Origin of the sequence: Limnothrix redekei LRLZ20PSL1 (assembly GCF_043235035.1) — a bacterium.
Classification (GTDB): domain Bacteria; phylum Cyanobacteriota; class Cyanobacteriia; order CACIAM-69d; family CACIAM-69d; genus CACIAM-69d.
In genome coordinates this window covers 30,390-45,830 of record NZ_JAZAQF010000091.1, presented here as the reverse complement: position 1 = coordinate 45,830, position 15,441 = coordinate 30,390, and the positions used below count along the sequence as shown (strand labels likewise).

Here is a 15,441-nt window from a genome sequence, read left to right as displayed (position 1 = left end):
TCAATTAATCTAATTCAATTAATCTAATTCAATTAGCCTAAATATTCATCTAATCTAATCAACAAAAATCAGCCCAATTCATTCAAGGTCAGTCAATATAAATTAACCAAAATAAATGAGTAAATTCAGGCCCGGAATAGTTCGGGAAAGCGTCCACAAAAGCAGCCCAATATACATTAAGCCCAAAGTCCATTGATACCAAACCACTAGTGAAATTTCGGCGGGTAAATGCTCGTCCCGCATCCGCACATCGCTAAACCCAATCCGAAAAAGATTGATAGCGCTGAGGTCGTAATAATTGAGCCAGGCCCAACGCTGGTTCCAAAGGAGAGGCATGAATCGTTCTCGAAAGAAGTGATAGCGCGGCATGAGGGGTAAACGGGCGATCGGGAGTTGCACTTGCCGAATTTCACCATTTTCCACAAAGTAGCTCACATCCATCAGGTCATGGAACCGGCCGCGCCAATAGAGCTTGATCAGCAGGGCGATCGGGACGGGGCCGATCGAGATGGCAATGCTGGCCAGCGTCCACCAAGGTCGATCGCTGGTTTGGAAAATGGTTGCTAAACCCAGGCTGAACAACAGTCCGGCGCTGCCGCCCATCCAGAGGGTTTCGGGCCAGGTGGGCACGATCGGTTGGGGGCGCAACTTGCGAAGCCGATCGACCAACCAAAACCAAAGGGCGAAGAAGGTCATGGCCACCAACCCCACCCCCAACACGAGGCCGGCGCTGGTGCCAGCCCGACTCAGCAAAATCAATAGGTTGGTTCCCAGCCATTGCAGGGCGATCGTCCCCCAGGAGAGGGGGGTGCTGGTGCGGTCGGCCGTGACCCGATCGCGCACTTTCACATAGGTTGCCAGATCAACACCCTCGATCGACAACATTTCCGCCACGGTACGCAGGGGTTGCCGATCGCGGGCTTGGGCGATCGCCTGGGCTTGGGTGGGCGAAAACCCGATCGACACCAGCACCGCTGGCTTGGCCGCGTTCAGGTTCACCCCCGTGAGCCGCTGTTGCAGGGTCTTGAGCCGCAATTTAAACAGGGTGTAATCCACTTGATTGGCATCAGCAATCTGTTCCACCCGCCGAAAGTTCCGCACCAGGGTTCGCAAAACCGTTTCATTGCCCTGCAAAACCGGTACTGACAAAATGCGCCCAATTTCCCCGGGGGAGCCAATTAGTTTTGCTTGGTCGCTGTCAAAGTCCAGACCGGACACGTTGATATAGGCTCCGGGGGCAAAGCTGGCGCTGGTGAAGTCGGCTTCGTCCAAGATGGTGGCCCCGCGTAGGTTCAGGGGTTTGGCAAACCGAGCATTTCGAAAGGAGCTTTCGCCATGAAATAGGCTGTCGATCGCATAAAAGGAACTGGCAAAACTGGCCCCGTCAAACCGCACTTCGCCTTGCCAGTCGGCTTGGGTGAGGTCGGCGCTGCCATTCCAATGGCTTTTGCTGAAGTTGGCGATCGCCTGAAATTGCGATCGATAAAAATTGGCTCCCCGCTCAAAGGTGCTGGACTGGAAGCTAACATTTCCGGCAAATTTAGCCCCATCGAACCGCGCTTCGCCCGTGAATAGGCTGTTCCGAAACTGGGCACTTTGGGCCACTAAGCCGGAAAAGCGGGCCCCTTGGCTGAAGCGGCTGAGGGAACCCACCAAGGCTCCGCCCAGGCTCAGGCCCCTTGCTTCCACCGGTTCCAAAAAATAGGTGTTGGCTAGGCGCAGGGAGCCGCTAATTTGCAGACCTTCAAGGACGATCGGGCCGCGAAAGACGGAAATTTGCCAATCCAGGGGGCTACCTTCATCGAGCAACAGCGATCGGGACAATCGGCTGAGGTGCAAGAGTCGCAGTCGATCGCGCCCCAGTTGTTCCTGTTCCGTGGGGGTCAGCAAGGGCGACAGGGCCTTGCCATAGAGCGGCGCGCGCAGGCCCAACCGAGCCAAATCCAAATCGCCCTGGATGCTGGATCCGCGCAAGTCGAGGCCCAGGCGTTCCTGTTGCAACTTACTGGCGACCTGTTGATAAAAGGCTTCCCGAAAGTTGCCATTGTCGCTGCGCAGGTCGATCGCACCCTGGCTGAGGTCGATCGCGGGCTTGCCATCCAACAGTTGGGGATGTTCCAGGCGATCGTGTAAAACCTCCAGGGTCAGGGCCGGGCGATCGACCGGAGCCGCCTGCGCAGGACTGGCCGCCCACAGCCACCCACACCCGATCGCCAAAACCCAGCAGATCCCAACCCCCCAGATCCGCCAGCGGTTAAACCATTGCTGAAATCCTATCCCTCGCCCAATTGCCACCCACGCCATATCGCGTCTGCCACTCGCACCACGTCGCGCATTTGCTGAATATCATGCACCCGCACCCAGTCGGCCCCGCCGGCCACACAGGCCGCACAGGCCGCCCCGGTTCCCCAAACCCGCTGCTGTGGATCCGGTTGCTCCAGAATTTTGCCAATGAAGCTCTTGCGGGAGGGGCCCACCAAAAGGGGATGACCAAGCGATCGCAAGCTGGGCAAATGCCGCAGGAGGGCAAGGTTTTGTTCGGCAGTTTTGGCAAAGCCAATGCCCGGATCGATCGCAATTTGGGCCGCCGGAATCCCCGCCTTGATCGCCGCCGCCACCCGTTCCGCCAAGCTCGATCGCACGGCAATCACCACATCGGGCAAGTGTTGACCAGGCAACTCACCCGACCCACCCTGACCCGCAAAATCACTGTAATCCGTAAGCTGCTGCATGGTTTGGGGCGTGCCACGCAAATGCATCAAAATCACCGGCACCCCCAAGGTTGCCACCGTGGGCAGCAACTCCGGGTCATACAAGCCCCCAGACACATCATTCACCACATCGGCTCCTGCCTCGATCGCCGCGCGGGCCACGATCGCTTTGGTTGTGTCGATCGAAATGGGCAAATCCAACGGCGCAAAGTCCCGCCACCCCCGCCGCAGGGCCGCAATGACCGGCACAACCCGATCAATCTCTTCCTGGGCAGAAACCGGCTGGGCATCGGGGCGCGTCGATTCTCCGCCAATATCTAACCAATCGGCCCCGTCAGCCGCCAGTTGGTGGGCCTGGGCGATCGCCGTTTCCAGTTGGTCAAATTGCCCCCCATCGCTAAAACTGTCGGGCGTGACATTCAGCACCCCCATCAAATAAGTGCGATCGCCCCAAGTCCAAGGGCGATCGCGCAAAATCCAAGGGGTCAAAGCACAGGAAGACAAGGGCACATCCATTGGCGATAACTTGGCAATAACTTGTTAGCGACAACTTGGCAATGACTTGTTGGCGATAACTTAGCGACAGCAGCACCTGAAAACACGGCGCTTTCAACAAAAGCAGAAAAGCAAAACAGCAAAAACGAGCGACGAACACCAACCGAATGGGTCAAGCAATCATCAAGCCGGAATCCACCCGGCCCATATCCACTCAGTTAAAACATGTTCAATCTTGACCTGGCCCCAACGCCAATTGCCCAACAAAAAAGGCAGCGGAGATCGCTACCTTTTACCTTGTGGACTGTTAGTCATCTGGGAGTGGAATGGCTCTCAGATCGGGGTTTTTGGACTTTCGCAAAACAGTTCATGCTGAAGAGTTCTCATGGAAACTGTTTGCAAATCGGAGCGGCGGGATTCGAACCCACGACCCCCACTACCCCAAAGTGGTGCGCTACCAAGCTGCGCTACGCCCCGATAGCCCAGTTACTATAGCATGTTTATTTGATTTGCCAAGGGCCCTGGTTAAATTTCTGTGTCCAAAGTGGCCAAGGCGGTCGATCGAGCTGGCCAGTCCGGGCCGGCGCATCCTCAGAAATGATGGATTGCCCAGGCCCCAATCGTCGTAACAAGGGGCTTGAGCATCTTGTCCCCCACGATCTGCCAACGGTGGAATCAGGGTTTCAGGCGATTGGACGACATGCCCTAGGACTCTTCGGGCTTGAGGGGCTTGTCCCTTGCATCCGGGCCCGGACGACCATTTCGGCTACCCAATTGACGGCGCACATCGTCGATCGCGTCATTCAACTGGGCAATTTTGTCCTCCAGTCCTTGGCGCGCCGTTTCCATGCGAGCTTCACTGCTTTCGCTGGCGGCCAACCGGGGGCGACGGCGGGGACGCGGCGGCAACTCGGCCCCTTCCCGATCGCCCTTTTCCGTCAGCTCTTCCAGTCCCTCATCGGAGTTGCGCGAGGCCAGGGCAGCCCCCACCAGGCCCCCCACAGCGCCCCCCAACAGGGCCCCCCAAAAGAATCCACTACCAAAACCCTCTCGGTTTGCCATAACTCGTCCTGCGTTGAGAATGTTGCTTGTGCTCAGAAAGTAATGCTGGGAATGATGATCCGGGGAATGGCCTTCATCGCGATCGGCAAGTTGATTCAGACCCATCAAACTAATCAAAGTGATCGATGAGACACGGCAGAGACCGATGCTGAAGCGACGAAAACCCCTGAGAAACCCCCTAAGAAAACCGCTCTAAAAGGTTCCAAAGGCGCGATCGCCCGCATCGCCCAACCCAGGCACGATCCAACCGTGATCATTCACGGACTCATCGATCGCCGCCGTGTAAATCACCAAGCCTGGGAATTGCTGATTCAGACGTTGCAAGGCCGGAGGAGCCGCCACGATCGAAATAATCCGAATTTGCTCCGGCGTGAGGCCCCGTTGGGTCAATTCCTTCATGGCCGCCTCGATCGACCCACCCGTTGCCAACATCGGCTCTGAGATCAGCACCCGCGCCTCCGCCGGAAACTGTGCCGGTAACCGATTGAGATAGCAGGATGGCTCCAGGGTTTCTTCATTGCGCACCAAACCCAAGTGATAAACATTGGCCAGGGGCACTACTGGCAAAATCCCTTCCATCAACGCCAACCCTGCTCGCAAAATTGGCACTACAGCCATCGGAGTGGCGGGCGAAATAAACGTTGCCGGACAAGTTCCCAAAGGCGTTTCCACCTCTGTCGTTTCCGTGGGCAACCATTCGCGCACCGCTTCATAGGCCAGCCAACGCCCCAACTCCGTCAGCGCACTGCGAAACAAAGTCGGCGGCGTTTGGGCATCGCGCACCACACCCAGCCAATGCTGAATGAGGGCATGGGGTGGCACGTAAACGCGAAGTTGCAACGGCATGGGAAGAGCGAAGGGAAAGGTTTAAGGAGCCATCAACCCGGCCTGAAGCTGCCGACAACGGCCAAGGGCCGCAATTCGGCGACTGGAAATTTTAGGATGACGGGCAGATTCAGGTTGATTTTACCCGGTTGTTGGGACGGGCTTGCCGGGTGCTAGCTGGATTGCGCGAGATCGATACGAGATCGATACAAGCAATACACAGCAAGGATCAGTGGTGGGGCAATTGCGGGGCGATCGGGGGGGTGCATGGGGCCAGGGAAGAATTCTAATGAGAATATCTTGCAAGAGAGTTGACAAAGATTCCTAGTAACCGCTATTGTATTGAGCGTGTTCTTCTCTCTAGTAAACGGCGGGTGGGGCTAGTCTGCAATTGCGGATTAGTCCTTTTTTTTTGGTTATTTTCCGGTTAAGACCGATACCCGATCGCCCTCGCCACTTCAGCCAAACTCGGTGATTCGGGTTCCACCTTGATCGATAAACTCTTGCAATAAATCCTGAAAAGCCGTTGGCACACCCCAACCGCGATCAGCTCCACAATGCCCCAGAGGCAACGCCCCGATCGGCCTCCGGTGTTGAATGATCAGAATCCTCGAACGCCCAGCAATTCAGCAGAGCATTCGCTTTGGGTAATGGGTTGGGTGATTAATCACTTTGGGTAATGGATCACTTTGGGTGATTGCTTTGAACCTATTGCCCGATCGACCCGGGAAAACCAGCAGCGGCATCTCTGGGCGATCGGGTTGGAGCCGCGCAACGAGAACGCTACACTCAAACATGGCCGCGCCCCTGGGCCTTGCCGTTGCTGTTTCGCCCTTTCCGTTGCCATGACCGCCGTGGATAAGCCCTCGATCGCCCCGACCGCCGCCGCCATGCAAACCGACCCATTGCCCCGTGATTGGGATGCGATCGTCATTGGTTCCGGCATTGGCGGATTGGTCACGGCCACCCAATTGGCTGCCAAGGGAGCCAAGGTGCTGGTATTAGAGCGCTACCTCATCCCTGGCGGCAGCGCTGGCTATTTTGAGCGCGAGGGCTACCGCTTCGACGTGGGCGCATCGATGATTTTTGGCTTTGGGCAACAGGGCACAACCAACTTGCTAACCCGCGCTCTGGCAGCGGTGGGCCAAACGATCGAAACCATTCCTGACCCCGTGCAAATTCACTACCACCTTCCCAACCAGTTGGAAGTGAAAGTGCATCGGGACTACGAACAGTTTTTGCAGGAATTGGGCGATCGATTCCCCCACGAGCGCCAAGGCATTCGCCAGTTTTATGACGAGTGCTGGACGATCTTTAACTGTCTGAATGCGATGGAACTGCTGTCGCTCGAAGAACTGCGCTATCTCATGCGGGTCTTTTTCCAAAACCCGTTGGCCTGTTTGGGCTTGGTGAAATATTTACCCCAAAATGTCGGGGCGATCGCCCGGCGCTACATCAGCGATCCGGAACTACTGAAATTCATTGACATCGAATGTTACTGCTGGTCAGTGGTTCCGGCGGATCTCACCCCAGCCATCAACGCAGGCATGGTTTTCAGCGATCGTCACTACGGCGGCATTAACTATCCCAAAGGCGGCGTGGGTCAAATTGCCCAAAAGCTGGTGGATGGGCTGGAAACCCACGGCGGCCGAATTCAATACAAAGCACGGGTGACCCAAATTGTGACGGAAGGGGGCCGCGCCGTGGGTGTGAAGCTCGCTTCGGGCGAACTGTTGCGGGCCAAACGGGTGATTTCCAACGCCACCCGCTGGGATACGTTTGGCCAACTGCTCGATCGGGATCAACCCCTGGACGAAGATCGTTGGCAAGAACGCTATCAAAAATCCCCCAGCTTCCTCAGCGTCCACATGGGTGTGCGCGCCGATGCCCTGCCCGCTGGCACAGACTGCCACCACATCCTAGTGAAGGATTGGGAACAGATGGAAGCCGCCTACGGCACGGTGTTTGTGTCAATTCCCACCCTGCTCGATCCAGACTTGGCCCCGCCCGATCACCACATTCTGCATGTGTTTACCCCTTGCTGGATCAGCGACTGGCTCAATCTCAGCCCCGAAGACTACCAAGCTCAAAAGGAACAGAAAGCCCAAGAACTGTGCGATCGCCTCGCCCCGATCGTGCCCCAGTTAGACGCGGCGATCGACTACATCGAAATTGGCACTCCGCGCACCCACCGCCGCTTCTTGGGCCGAGTTGATGGTTCCTATGGGCCCATTCCCCGGCGCAAGCTTCCCGGCTTGCTCACCATGCCCTTTAACCGCACCGCCGTTAAAAATCTCTATTGCGTAGGCGACAGCACTTTTCCCGGCCAAGGCCTCAACGCAGTGGCTTTTTCCGGGTTCGCCTGTGCTCACCGAGTGGCGGCCGACCTGGGCTTGGTTTAAAGCCCAAACCCAATCCATTCCCTGGCGCTAATTTGCCCTTGGGTTCTCAGTTCCCGATCGCACCCAATTCACAAAGGCCTTAATCGCCGCCGGTTGATTTTGGGGCTGAATAAATTGTGCCAACTGCGAAATTTCCAAAGCCGGAAAAAATTCACTGCGATCGGCAATTTGGGTCTCATCCCCCCGCAGGCTATAGAGCGTTAGTTGCTGATCTTGCCAAATTAAGATCTCTGGCACCCCGATCGCTCGATAAATCGCTAATTTGTCTAGTCCACCACTGGTTAGGTTGACCTCCACCGCCAAATCCGGTTGGGCTTTCAGGATCCCAACACAATAGCATTCATCGGGTTCTAAACCCGCCGCCTTCGATGATTGCTGAAACATTGTGGAGCCATAGGCATGAAGATCAATTTCCACTTCTTCGGCATAGCGTTCCATCAATCGGGCGATCGCCTTTTTGATTAATTCATGCTCTGGCGACGGCATAAAAATTTCGAGAACCCCATCCAGATACAACAGCCGCAAGCCCGATTCATCCCCCAAATGATCGAGCCAATGGCTATAGCGCTGCCAACTGATTCCCGGCATCAGCAACCGCTGATCCGATCGTCCAGCCTGGGGCAGATTAGGTAAATTATCAGCTAGTAACGTAATCATAAGCACAAAGAGAAATTCAAATTATTTTTGATGCCAGTAGTTGTAAACCACAAACTAGTTTTCAGAAATTTTGCACTGATTCTGAATCATTAATAAAAGTCTGATGACTTGGTGATAATAGCCTTCTACTGTAATTAGCCTAATTCCCTGATCGCCACCATGTGCAACACTATTCCGAGTAGCCACAATGCTGATCACAGCTTCCTTGATTTCCGAGTCAATATCTTCTAACTCAGAAGACCATCTTTCGTTAAAACCTCTAGCAAGATCAACAAGCTTATCCATATCTGGATTCTGGAATCTTTTCAATTGCTGACCAACATATTGAGCCACGTCTGGAGTGCATCTAGATTTGACATACTCCACATAGCAACCGCGAACTGTCGTTTCAATGAGTCCAGAAATCCTGATGCAAATGTATCGAGCTAGTTCGTTCTGAAGCTCATCGCTCTCAACTGATTTTGCCTGTCTGAGCAAGGATTCTATTTTAGTTTTCCTTTGATGAAAACGCAGAGATACTTGGCTCATCTTTGCTATGGCACATTGGCAAAAGCTAGAGTAGCCAGCTCAATTCTCTTACGAACGTTTTCAGTATTCGTCATTTGTCTGGAATCAATACTGACTTGCCGAAATTCTTCACTATTTAGTAGCTTAGTGTAGGCTTCTTTTAGTGCTATTAGGTCTTGTACCGGCTTCTGATCTAATCGCTTGGCTAGAGCGACCATCACTGCATCAAAAACAGCAGCATGAAGACCTCGGCGAGGGCGAAATGCTTTATCTCCAATACTGGAGTACACTAAGCTAATTGTTTTTTCAAAAATCAGCCTGATTTCAGAAGCACCATAATTTCGATCAAGAGATCGATTGCTTTCCATAAAAGTATTCAGGAAGTCTTTCATGGATCCCTTATAGGCTTGTAATTCAAAGTAAAGCGCTATAAATCGTAAAATCAACTCTTGATCTTTCATTCTCTTGCTCAAATCAGGTGATTTTGCAGAGGTCTTACCTTGAAAAATCTTTTGCCATTGATCATATTGATTTAAATCAGATAGTAATTCGTTAAATTTCCCGTGATAGATGGCAGCTCGAATTTCTTGAGCAACCAGTTGATTTCCTCCGGTGTTTAGACGTTCAAAGATATGATACATACTGGTTTGTTCATTATCTTCGCTCGGTGCGTCTTGTCGAACGATCGTGGCAGGAATAATTGAATCATCAAGCTTTAGCTGATCATTGGCATTCAGTGTTGCATAAGTTTTGTCTACAAACTGAGGGGCAATCTTACCTGACAAAGCAAAAGGAATATATTGATCAGATCCAGGGCGCTCAGGAAACTGACCACTGTAAAAGTACTGTAGGCTTCTTAGCCTTTGTTGACCGTCAATAACAATGAGTTTATTGGTTTCATTTTCTTTGGCTAAAAAAATTCCAGGAACAGGAAGTCCGAGCAAAAAAGACTCAATTAATCGAGAAGCCTGCTCAATTTTCCAAACATAAGATCGCTGAAATTTAGGGATAACAATGTTGCCCTGCTCTAGTCTTTTGATTAACCCATCAATAGGATAGTCTGCACCATAACTTGTAATGGAATAGTAGGAAGGGGAAATTCCATCATCAACATCCCCTTCTAAATCAGCTTCTGAGTTTCCATTTGAGCTGGCAGATTTAGCCTCAGAAATTTCTTCTAGAACTTGATCGTCTAATACTGGTTCTGAGGGGACAAGATTAGCTTCCATAGTTTTTAATGGTTTGAAACCAATCTATGCATCGTGAACTATTAGCGATCATAGCACCGCCCCCCAGAGACAGCGGTTTGAAACCGGTGAGGCCAGTGAGTTGCGATACAGTATAGAATCGCCAACCGTTGACCCTAGGAGGATCGATCGCCGTGGACGCTCGCTATAACCCCAACGAAATCGAAGCAAAGTGGCAAGCCGTTTGGGCCGAGCAAAACGCCGATCGCACGCCTGACCTAGCCGATCGCTCCCAGGCGCACAAAAAGTTTTACGCCCTGTCGATGTTCCCCTACCCCTCAGGGAATTTGCACATGGGCCATGTCCGCAACTATTCGATCACCGATGCGATCGCCCGGGTGCGACGGATGCAGGGCTACCAGGTGTTGCACCCGATGGGTTGGGATGCCTTTGGCTTGCCCGCTGAGAATGCGGCGATCGATCGGGGCGTGCATCCCGCCGTTTGGACGGAGCAAAACGTCGCCCAAATGAAGGGCCAGCTCCAGCGCTTGGGCCTCTCCTACGACTGGGAGCGGGAAGTGGCCACCTGCCGCCCGGATTATTACCGCTGGACTCAGTGGATTTTCCTGCAATTTTTCGCCGCCGGGTTGGCTTACCAAAAAGAAGCCACGGTGAATTGGGATCCGATCGACCAAACCGTTTTGGCCAACGAACAGGTCGATAGCGAGGGCAAATCCTGGCGATCGGGCGCGTTGGTTGAAAAACGGTTGCTGCGTCAGTGGTTCTTCAAAATCACCGACTACGCCGAACAATTGCTGACGGATTTGGACAAGCTGACCGGCTGGCCCGAGCGGGTGAAAACCATGCAGGCCAACTGGATCGGCAAATCTACCGGAGCCTTGCTGGACTTCCCGATCGTCGGGAATGCCGCCCTGGCCGACACCAAAATCACCGTCTTCACCACCCGCCCCGATACGGTCTATGGCGTGACCTACGTGGTGTTGGCTCCCGAGCATCCCTTGGTGGCCCAGGTGACGACTGCCGATCGCCAGTCAGCCGTGGAAGCCTTCGTGCAGGAAATTTCGGCCCAAAGCGAGATCGATCGCACCGCCGACGACAAACCCAAGCGCGGCATCCCCACGGGCGGCACGGCGCTGAACCCCTTTACCGGCGAAGAAATCCCGATTTGGATCGCCGATTACGTGCTCTATGAATACGGCACGGGCGCGGTGATGGGCGTGCCCACCCACGATCAGCGGGATTTCCAATTCGCCAAAAACAATGGTTTGCCCCTGAAGGTGGTGATTGTGCCGGAAGTGGGCGCGTCGGCCGATGCCGCAGATCTGACGGCGGCCTATACGGAAACGGGCGTATTGGTGAACTCGGGGCAATTCGACGGCACGCCCTCTCCCGAAGCCAAGGCCAAAATCACCGAATTTGCCGAGGCCCAAGGCTGGGGCAAAGCCAAGGTGCAATACCGGCTGCGGGATTGGCTGATTTCCCGCCAGCGCTATTGGGGCGTGCCGATCCCGATCGTCCATTGCCCCAACTGCGGCGCAGTGCCCGTACCCGACGACCAATTGCCAGTGGAATTGCCCAGCAATGTGCGGTTCTCCGGGCGCGGCCCCTCGCCCCTGGCCAAGCTGGACGACTGGGTGAACGTGCCTTGCCCCACCTGCGGCACACCGGCCAAGCGGGAAACGGACACCATGGACACCTTCATCGATTCCTCCTGGTATTTCCTGCGCTATCCCGATGCCCGCAACGAGTCCGCCGCCTTCGACCCGGCCAAGACCAACGCTTGGGCCCCGATCGATCAATACGTGGGCGGCATTGAGCACGCGATTTTGCACCTGCTCTACTCGCGCTTTTTCACGAAAGTCCTGCGCGATCGCGGCTTGCTGAACTTCGATGAACCCTTCAGCCGCCTGCTGACCCAAGGCATGGTGCAAGCCATGGCCTACAAAAACCCGACCACGGGCAAATACATCGCCCCGGCCGATGTGGACTTCAGCGATCCCAGCCAGCCGAAAGACCCAGCCACGGGCGATCCGCTGGTGTCGGTCTACGAAAAAATGTCCAAGTCCAAATATAACGGCGTTGATCCCGAGGGCGTGTTGGCTAAATACGGCGCGGACACTTCGCGAATGTTTGTGCTGTTCAAAGCCCCGCCGGAGAAGGATCTGGAGTGGGACGATGCGGATGTGGAAGGGCAATTCCGCTTCCTGAATCGCGTGTGGCGGTTGGTCAGCACCTACCTGGAAGCCCAGGCCGGTGAGGCGATCGCCCCCGATCCAAAAGCCGAAAAAGATCTTCGCCGCGCCATCCACACCGCCATCAAGGAAGTGTCGGAAGATTTGGCCGAAGACTATCAATTAAACACGGCGATTTCCGAATTGATGAAACTCAGCAACGCCCTGAACGATTACGCCAACAAAACCACGCCGGTTTTCGCGGAAGGGATTCAAACCCTGGTGTTGTTGCTGGCTCCCTTTGCGCCCCATTTAACCGAAGAATTGTGGGGGGCGATCGGGCAGTCCGGCTCGGTTCATGCGGCGACTTGGCCCGCCTTGGATGAATCCGCGTTGGTGGCCGATGAGGTGACAATCGTGATTCAAATCAAGGGCAAAACGCGCGGCACAATCCAAGTTCCGGCAGGCACCGACAAGGACACCCTAGAACAGCTCGCCCTCAACAGCGATGTGGCCCAAAAGCACATTGCCGGTCAGGAGGTAAAAAAGGCGATCGTCGTCCCTGGCAAGCTGGTGAATTTCGTGGTGTAGCGATCGCCTAGCCGCTTGAGTTTGAATAGAGATTGGATCGAGCAATGAGTTCGATTCAATCTTTAGACCTCTTGCATGAATTAAACCTCTCTGATCAAGATGGGCTGATCAACGATCATCTAGTAGGTTGGGTTGAGGCACGAAACCCAACAGCAACAAGGTTTGTGGTGATCAAGTTGGGTTTCGCAAAGCTCAACCCAACCTACAGGACAACCCAGCGTTTGAGTGTTTTTCAGTCAATCGAGGATCTGAGAGAGGGATTTCGGATGAGGTTCTTGATGGATGCAAGAGGTCTTTTATTTGATCCACAATCTTGTCAAGATCAATGGATATTAAGGCTTCGATTATTGATCAGCAGGTCGAGAGCCTAGCAGAACGCTTAAAACCCGAGTTGCAGGCACAGCTCGATCTCAATTTACAGGGCGATCGAGGACGACTGAAATCCTTAGCCTTCATCCATCTATGTGTTCGATCAATCCTAGATCTTGACGACCTAGCCACGCTTGATTGCATTGTGGATGGGGGGCAAGATTTTGGCGTGGATGCGATCTATGCCTCTGAGGAGCAGGATGGCGAATTCACAGTTTCGCTGTTCCAGGGTAAATATAAACAGAAACTGGATGGAACCAGCCATTTTCCCGAAGAAGGGATCAAGGGTTTAATTAATGCCATTCAATATTTATTTGATCCGAGTATTAATTTAAATCAGAGCCTGAATCGCCGACTCCAAGCCAAAGTCGAAGAAATTAGAAGTCTGATTCGGGATGGCTATATTCCCCAAGTGCGGGCGATCGCCTGTAATAACGGGTTGCGCTGGAATGAACAGACCGATCGCCTGATTCAAATTGCGGGATTTGGTGATCAAGTGGAGTGGGAGCACCTCAACCCCGATCGCCTGATTAAATTACAACAATCCAAAAAGCCCGTTAATGATACGCTCCAGCTTTCGGGAAAAATTCTGATTGAGGATATTGAATTCAACCGAATCTTAGTGGGGCGAGTCGCCATTAGCGAGATTGCCACTTTGGTCGATCGCCATGGAGAGCGGTTATTTGAGCGTAATATTCGACGATATTTGGGACTTCAGAATAATCGAGTCAATGACGGCATTCGTCAAACCATTGAAACCAACGCCAACTATCTCTATTTCTATAACAATGGTCTGACGCTGATTTGCGACAAATTTGAATACAACACTCTACAAGGCAGTGATCATCAGGTGCGGATTCAAAATCTGCAAATCATCAATGGTGGTCAAACTTGCATGACTATTTATAAAACATGGGTCAATGCACAACAACAACTACCACTCGACCAGGCTCGCTCAGCGAATGCCTATATTTTGATTCGTCTCTATCAGCTATCCAGTTTCAACACCGATTTAGTTCAGAAAATCACCTTCGCTACCAATAACCAAAATCCGGTTGATCTGCGAGATCTTAAGGCAAATGATGAGCGTCAAGCGCAATTAGAGCTGGATATTGCGCAACTGGGTTATCGTTATTTAAGAAAACGCAGCTCAGAGCGTCCAACTCAGCAGGATATTACTTCGTCGGAAGCAGCCGCAGCCGTTTTAGCTGTTTGGAGAAAAGCCCCTCATCAGGCAAAATCTTCTACTCGTGAGCATTTTGGAAAACTTTATAATCGAATTTTTACTAGCACCTTAAATGGCACACAGATTATAAGTGCTACTTTGCTTTGCAGAATTGCAGATCATCGTCGTCGCCAACCGGCAAATAGTGACCCGGATTTTGTGCGTTATGCTTCTTGTTTTATTGCCATGCAAATGGGGAAATATCTTTTACAAGATTTGAAATTACAGCGAGTGGATGATTTAAATCATCAGCACTTTCTTAAAGTACAGGAGCTGATTCAAAATCAAGGATCCGAATATTTTGATCGCAGTGTCAAAAATATTGAGGATGCAATTCACCGTCTTTATTCAGCTTCCGCCCTGTCTTTGCAGCAATTGTCTGCAACTTTTCGAAGGGGTGATCTGATTAGTCAGTTAGCCGACTTTTAGACTGGGTTTCAATTGATTGTTAATTGCATCCTTAACGATTGCTGAGTGTTGCCCAAACGTTTCTTTGGCTCTGCCCAGCACCCAGCCCAGCTTTGCATGATTGGGTTAGTGGCTGGCGGGTCGGGTGGGTTCGAGGCCGAGGGACGCTTCGAGGGCGATGAGTTCGTCGCGGTGGGCTTTGACCCAGAGCCGGGCGATCGCTCCTTGATCGTTGGTTTCGAGCTGCAATTGCACTTGTTCGGTGCGCTGGGCTTTGCGTTGATAGAACCAACCGGCGGCCGGGGCCAGGAGGACTAGGGCTAATCCAGCATTCTGGATTTGGGGAATGGTCATGGACAAAACGAGTCCCAAGCAAAGGAACCCACCGGCCGCAAGGATGCTGAGGAAAATGGCAAGGGTAGGGCTGGCGGCCACCAGGCCTTCAAAGGTGACGCGATCGTTGTCTGCATCCCGATTTACCAAGCGATACGATCGCCCTGAGAAGTAGCCTCGGAGCCGATCGCGCAGTTCGGTTTCTGGAATGGTCCCGGGTATGTAGCAGGCCAGTTCCGTGCGGTCTTTGGCGGAAGCGCGGATGAAGAAGACCAGGCCGATTAACATCAACACCGTCAAGAACAGCGTGGACGAGACAACGACATCGTTGGACATGGCGAGTGACGGGATGTGGGGCGATAGGGTAAGAGGAAGGCGCTGGGCTGGTGGTGTTTCTGGCAACAACTGCAACAATTAGTTACAAACCTAGCTCCCATCAGCATATCGGACTCGGGGCCGCGCGATCGAGCATGTTAA

Annotated in this window: 11 protein-coding genes and 1 tRNA gene; 3 read left to right on the top strand and 9 right to left on the bottom strand. The window is 53.2% G+C overall.

What is annotated here, in order from left to right:
• Positions 1-102 precede the first annotated feature (102 nt).
• The 5 genes from VPK24_RS17805 to upp form a co-directional block, all read right to left on the bottom strand.
• Complete coding sequence (locus tag VPK24_RS17805; protein WP_393015412.1) at positions 103-2,304, bottom strand: pentapeptide repeat-containing protein; 2,202 nt, start codon at positions 2,302-2,304, stop codon at positions 103-105.
• The gene (gene folP / locus VPK24_RS17800) at positions 2,274-3,227 is read right to left on the bottom strand and encodes a dihydropteroate synthase (RefSeq protein ID WP_393015410.1); all 954 of its coding nucleotides are present in this window, start codon (positions 3,225-3,227) and stop codon (positions 2,274-2,276) included. The genes VPK24_RS17805 and folP overlap by 31 nt, the downstream gene beginning before the upstream one ends.
• Positions 3,228-3,609: 382 nt before the next feature.
• Positions 3,610-3,683: transfer RNA gene (locus VPK24_RS17795), tRNA-Pro, on the bottom strand.
• Between the two features lie 228 nt (positions 3,684-3,911).
• Complete coding sequence (locus VPK24_RS17790; protein WP_190354001.1) at positions 3,912-4,268, bottom strand: hypothetical protein; 357 nt, start codon at positions 4,266-4,268, stop codon at positions 3,912-3,914.
• Between the two features lie 192 nt (positions 4,269-4,460).
• Positions 4,461-5,114: a uracil phosphoribosyltransferase gene (upp, locus tag VPK24_RS17785; protein ID WP_393015408.1), complete on the bottom strand. Its 654-nt coding sequence runs from the start codon at positions 5,112-5,114 to the stop codon at positions 4,461-4,463.
• Positions 5,115-5,983: 869 nt separating this feature from the next.
• Here upp and crtH point away from each other — a divergent pair.
• Positions 5,984-7,495 (top strand): carotenoid isomerase, encoded by a 1,512-nt coding sequence (gene crtH, locus VPK24_RS17780; RefSeq protein ID WP_393015429.1) that lies wholly within the window; start codon positions 5,984-5,986, stop codon positions 7,493-7,495.
• Between the two features lie 27 nt (positions 7,496-7,522).
• Here the strand turns inward: crtH and VPK24_RS17775 are convergent, their stop codons facing one another.
• The 3 genes from VPK24_RS17775 to VPK24_RS17765 are packed head-to-tail and all read right to left on the bottom strand — an operon-like array spanning position 7,523 to position 9,888.
• Positions 7,523-8,152, bottom strand: a complete 630-nt coding sequence (locus VPK24_RS17775; RefSeq protein WP_393015406.1) for a Uma2 family endonuclease — start codon at positions 8,150-8,152, stop codon at positions 7,523-7,525.
• 54 nt (positions 8,153-8,206) lie between these two features.
• Positions 8,207-8,680, bottom strand: a complete 474-nt coding sequence (locus VPK24_RS17770) for a HEPN domain-containing protein (protein WP_393015404.1) — start codon at positions 8,678-8,680, stop codon at positions 8,207-8,209.
• Positions 8,681-8,685: 5 nt separating this feature from the next.
• Complete coding sequence (locus VPK24_RS17765) at positions 8,686-9,888, bottom strand: DUF262 domain-containing protein (RefSeq protein WP_393015403.1); 1,203 nt, start codon at positions 9,886-9,888, stop codon at positions 8,686-8,688.
• 152 nt (positions 9,889-10,040) lie between these two features.
• On the opposite strand from VPK24_RS17765, the gene leuS reads away from it, so the two are divergent.
• The gene (leuS, locus tag VPK24_RS17760) at positions 10,041-12,629 is read left to right on the top strand and encodes a leucine--tRNA ligase (RefSeq protein ID WP_393015401.1); all 2,589 of its coding nucleotides are present in this window, start codon (positions 10,041-10,043) and stop codon (positions 12,627-12,629) included.
• Between the two features lie 325 nt (positions 12,630-12,954).
• Complete coding sequence (locus tag VPK24_RS17755) at positions 12,955-14,652, top strand: AIPR family protein (protein WP_393015400.1); 1,698 nt, start codon at positions 12,955-12,957, stop codon at positions 14,650-14,652.
• 105 nt (positions 14,653-14,757) lie between these two features.
• Here the strand turns inward: VPK24_RS17755 and VPK24_RS17750 are convergent, their stop codons facing one another.
• On the bottom strand, positions 14,758-15,300 hold the full coding sequence (locus VPK24_RS17750; protein ID WP_393015398.1) for a cofactor assembly of complex C subunit B: 543 nt from the start codon (positions 15,298-15,300) through the stop codon (positions 14,758-14,760).
• Between the last annotated feature and the right edge of the window lie 141 nt (positions 15,301-15,441).

Excerpts from the sequence above, each read along its gene's own strand:
- VPK24_RS17775 (WP_393015406.1), bottom strand. The coding sequence starts at position 8,152 with ATGATTACGTTACTAGCTGATAATTTACCTAATCTGCCCCAGGCTGGA.
- VPK24_RS17770 (WP_393015404.1), bottom strand. The coding sequence starts at position 8,680 with ATGAGCCAAGTATCTCTGCGTTTTCATCAAAGGAAAACTAAAATAGAA.
- upp (WP_393015408.1), bottom strand. The coding sequence starts at position 5,114 with ATGCCGTTGCAACTTCGCGTTTACGTGCCACCCCATGCCCTCATTCAG.
- crtH (WP_393015429.1), top strand. The coding sequence starts at position 5,984 with ATGCAAACCGACCCATTGCCCCGTGATTGGGATGCGATCGTCATTGGT.
- folP (WP_393015410.1), bottom strand. The coding sequence starts at position 3,227 with ATGGATGTGCCCTTGTCTTCCTGTGCTTTGACCCCTTGGATTTTGCGC.
- VPK24_RS17750 (WP_393015398.1), bottom strand. The coding sequence starts at position 15,300 with ATGTCCAACGATGTCGTTGTCTCGTCCACGCTGTTCTTGACGGTGTTG.
- VPK24_RS17765 (WP_393015403.1), bottom strand. The coding sequence starts at position 9,888 with ATGGAAGCTAATCTTGTCCCCTCAGAACCAGTATTAGACGATCAAGTT.
- VPK24_RS17790 (WP_190354001.1), bottom strand. The coding sequence starts at position 4,268 with ATGGCAAACCGAGAGGGTTTTGGTAGTGGATTCTTTTGGGGGGCCCTG.
- VPK24_RS17805 (WP_393015412.1), bottom strand. The coding sequence starts at position 2,304 with ATGGCGTGGGTGGCAATTGGGCGAGGGATAGGATTTCAGCAATGGTTT.
- VPK24_RS17755 (WP_393015400.1), top strand. The coding sequence starts at position 12,955 with ATGGATATTAAGGCTTCGATTATTGATCAGCAGGTCGAGAGCCTAGCA.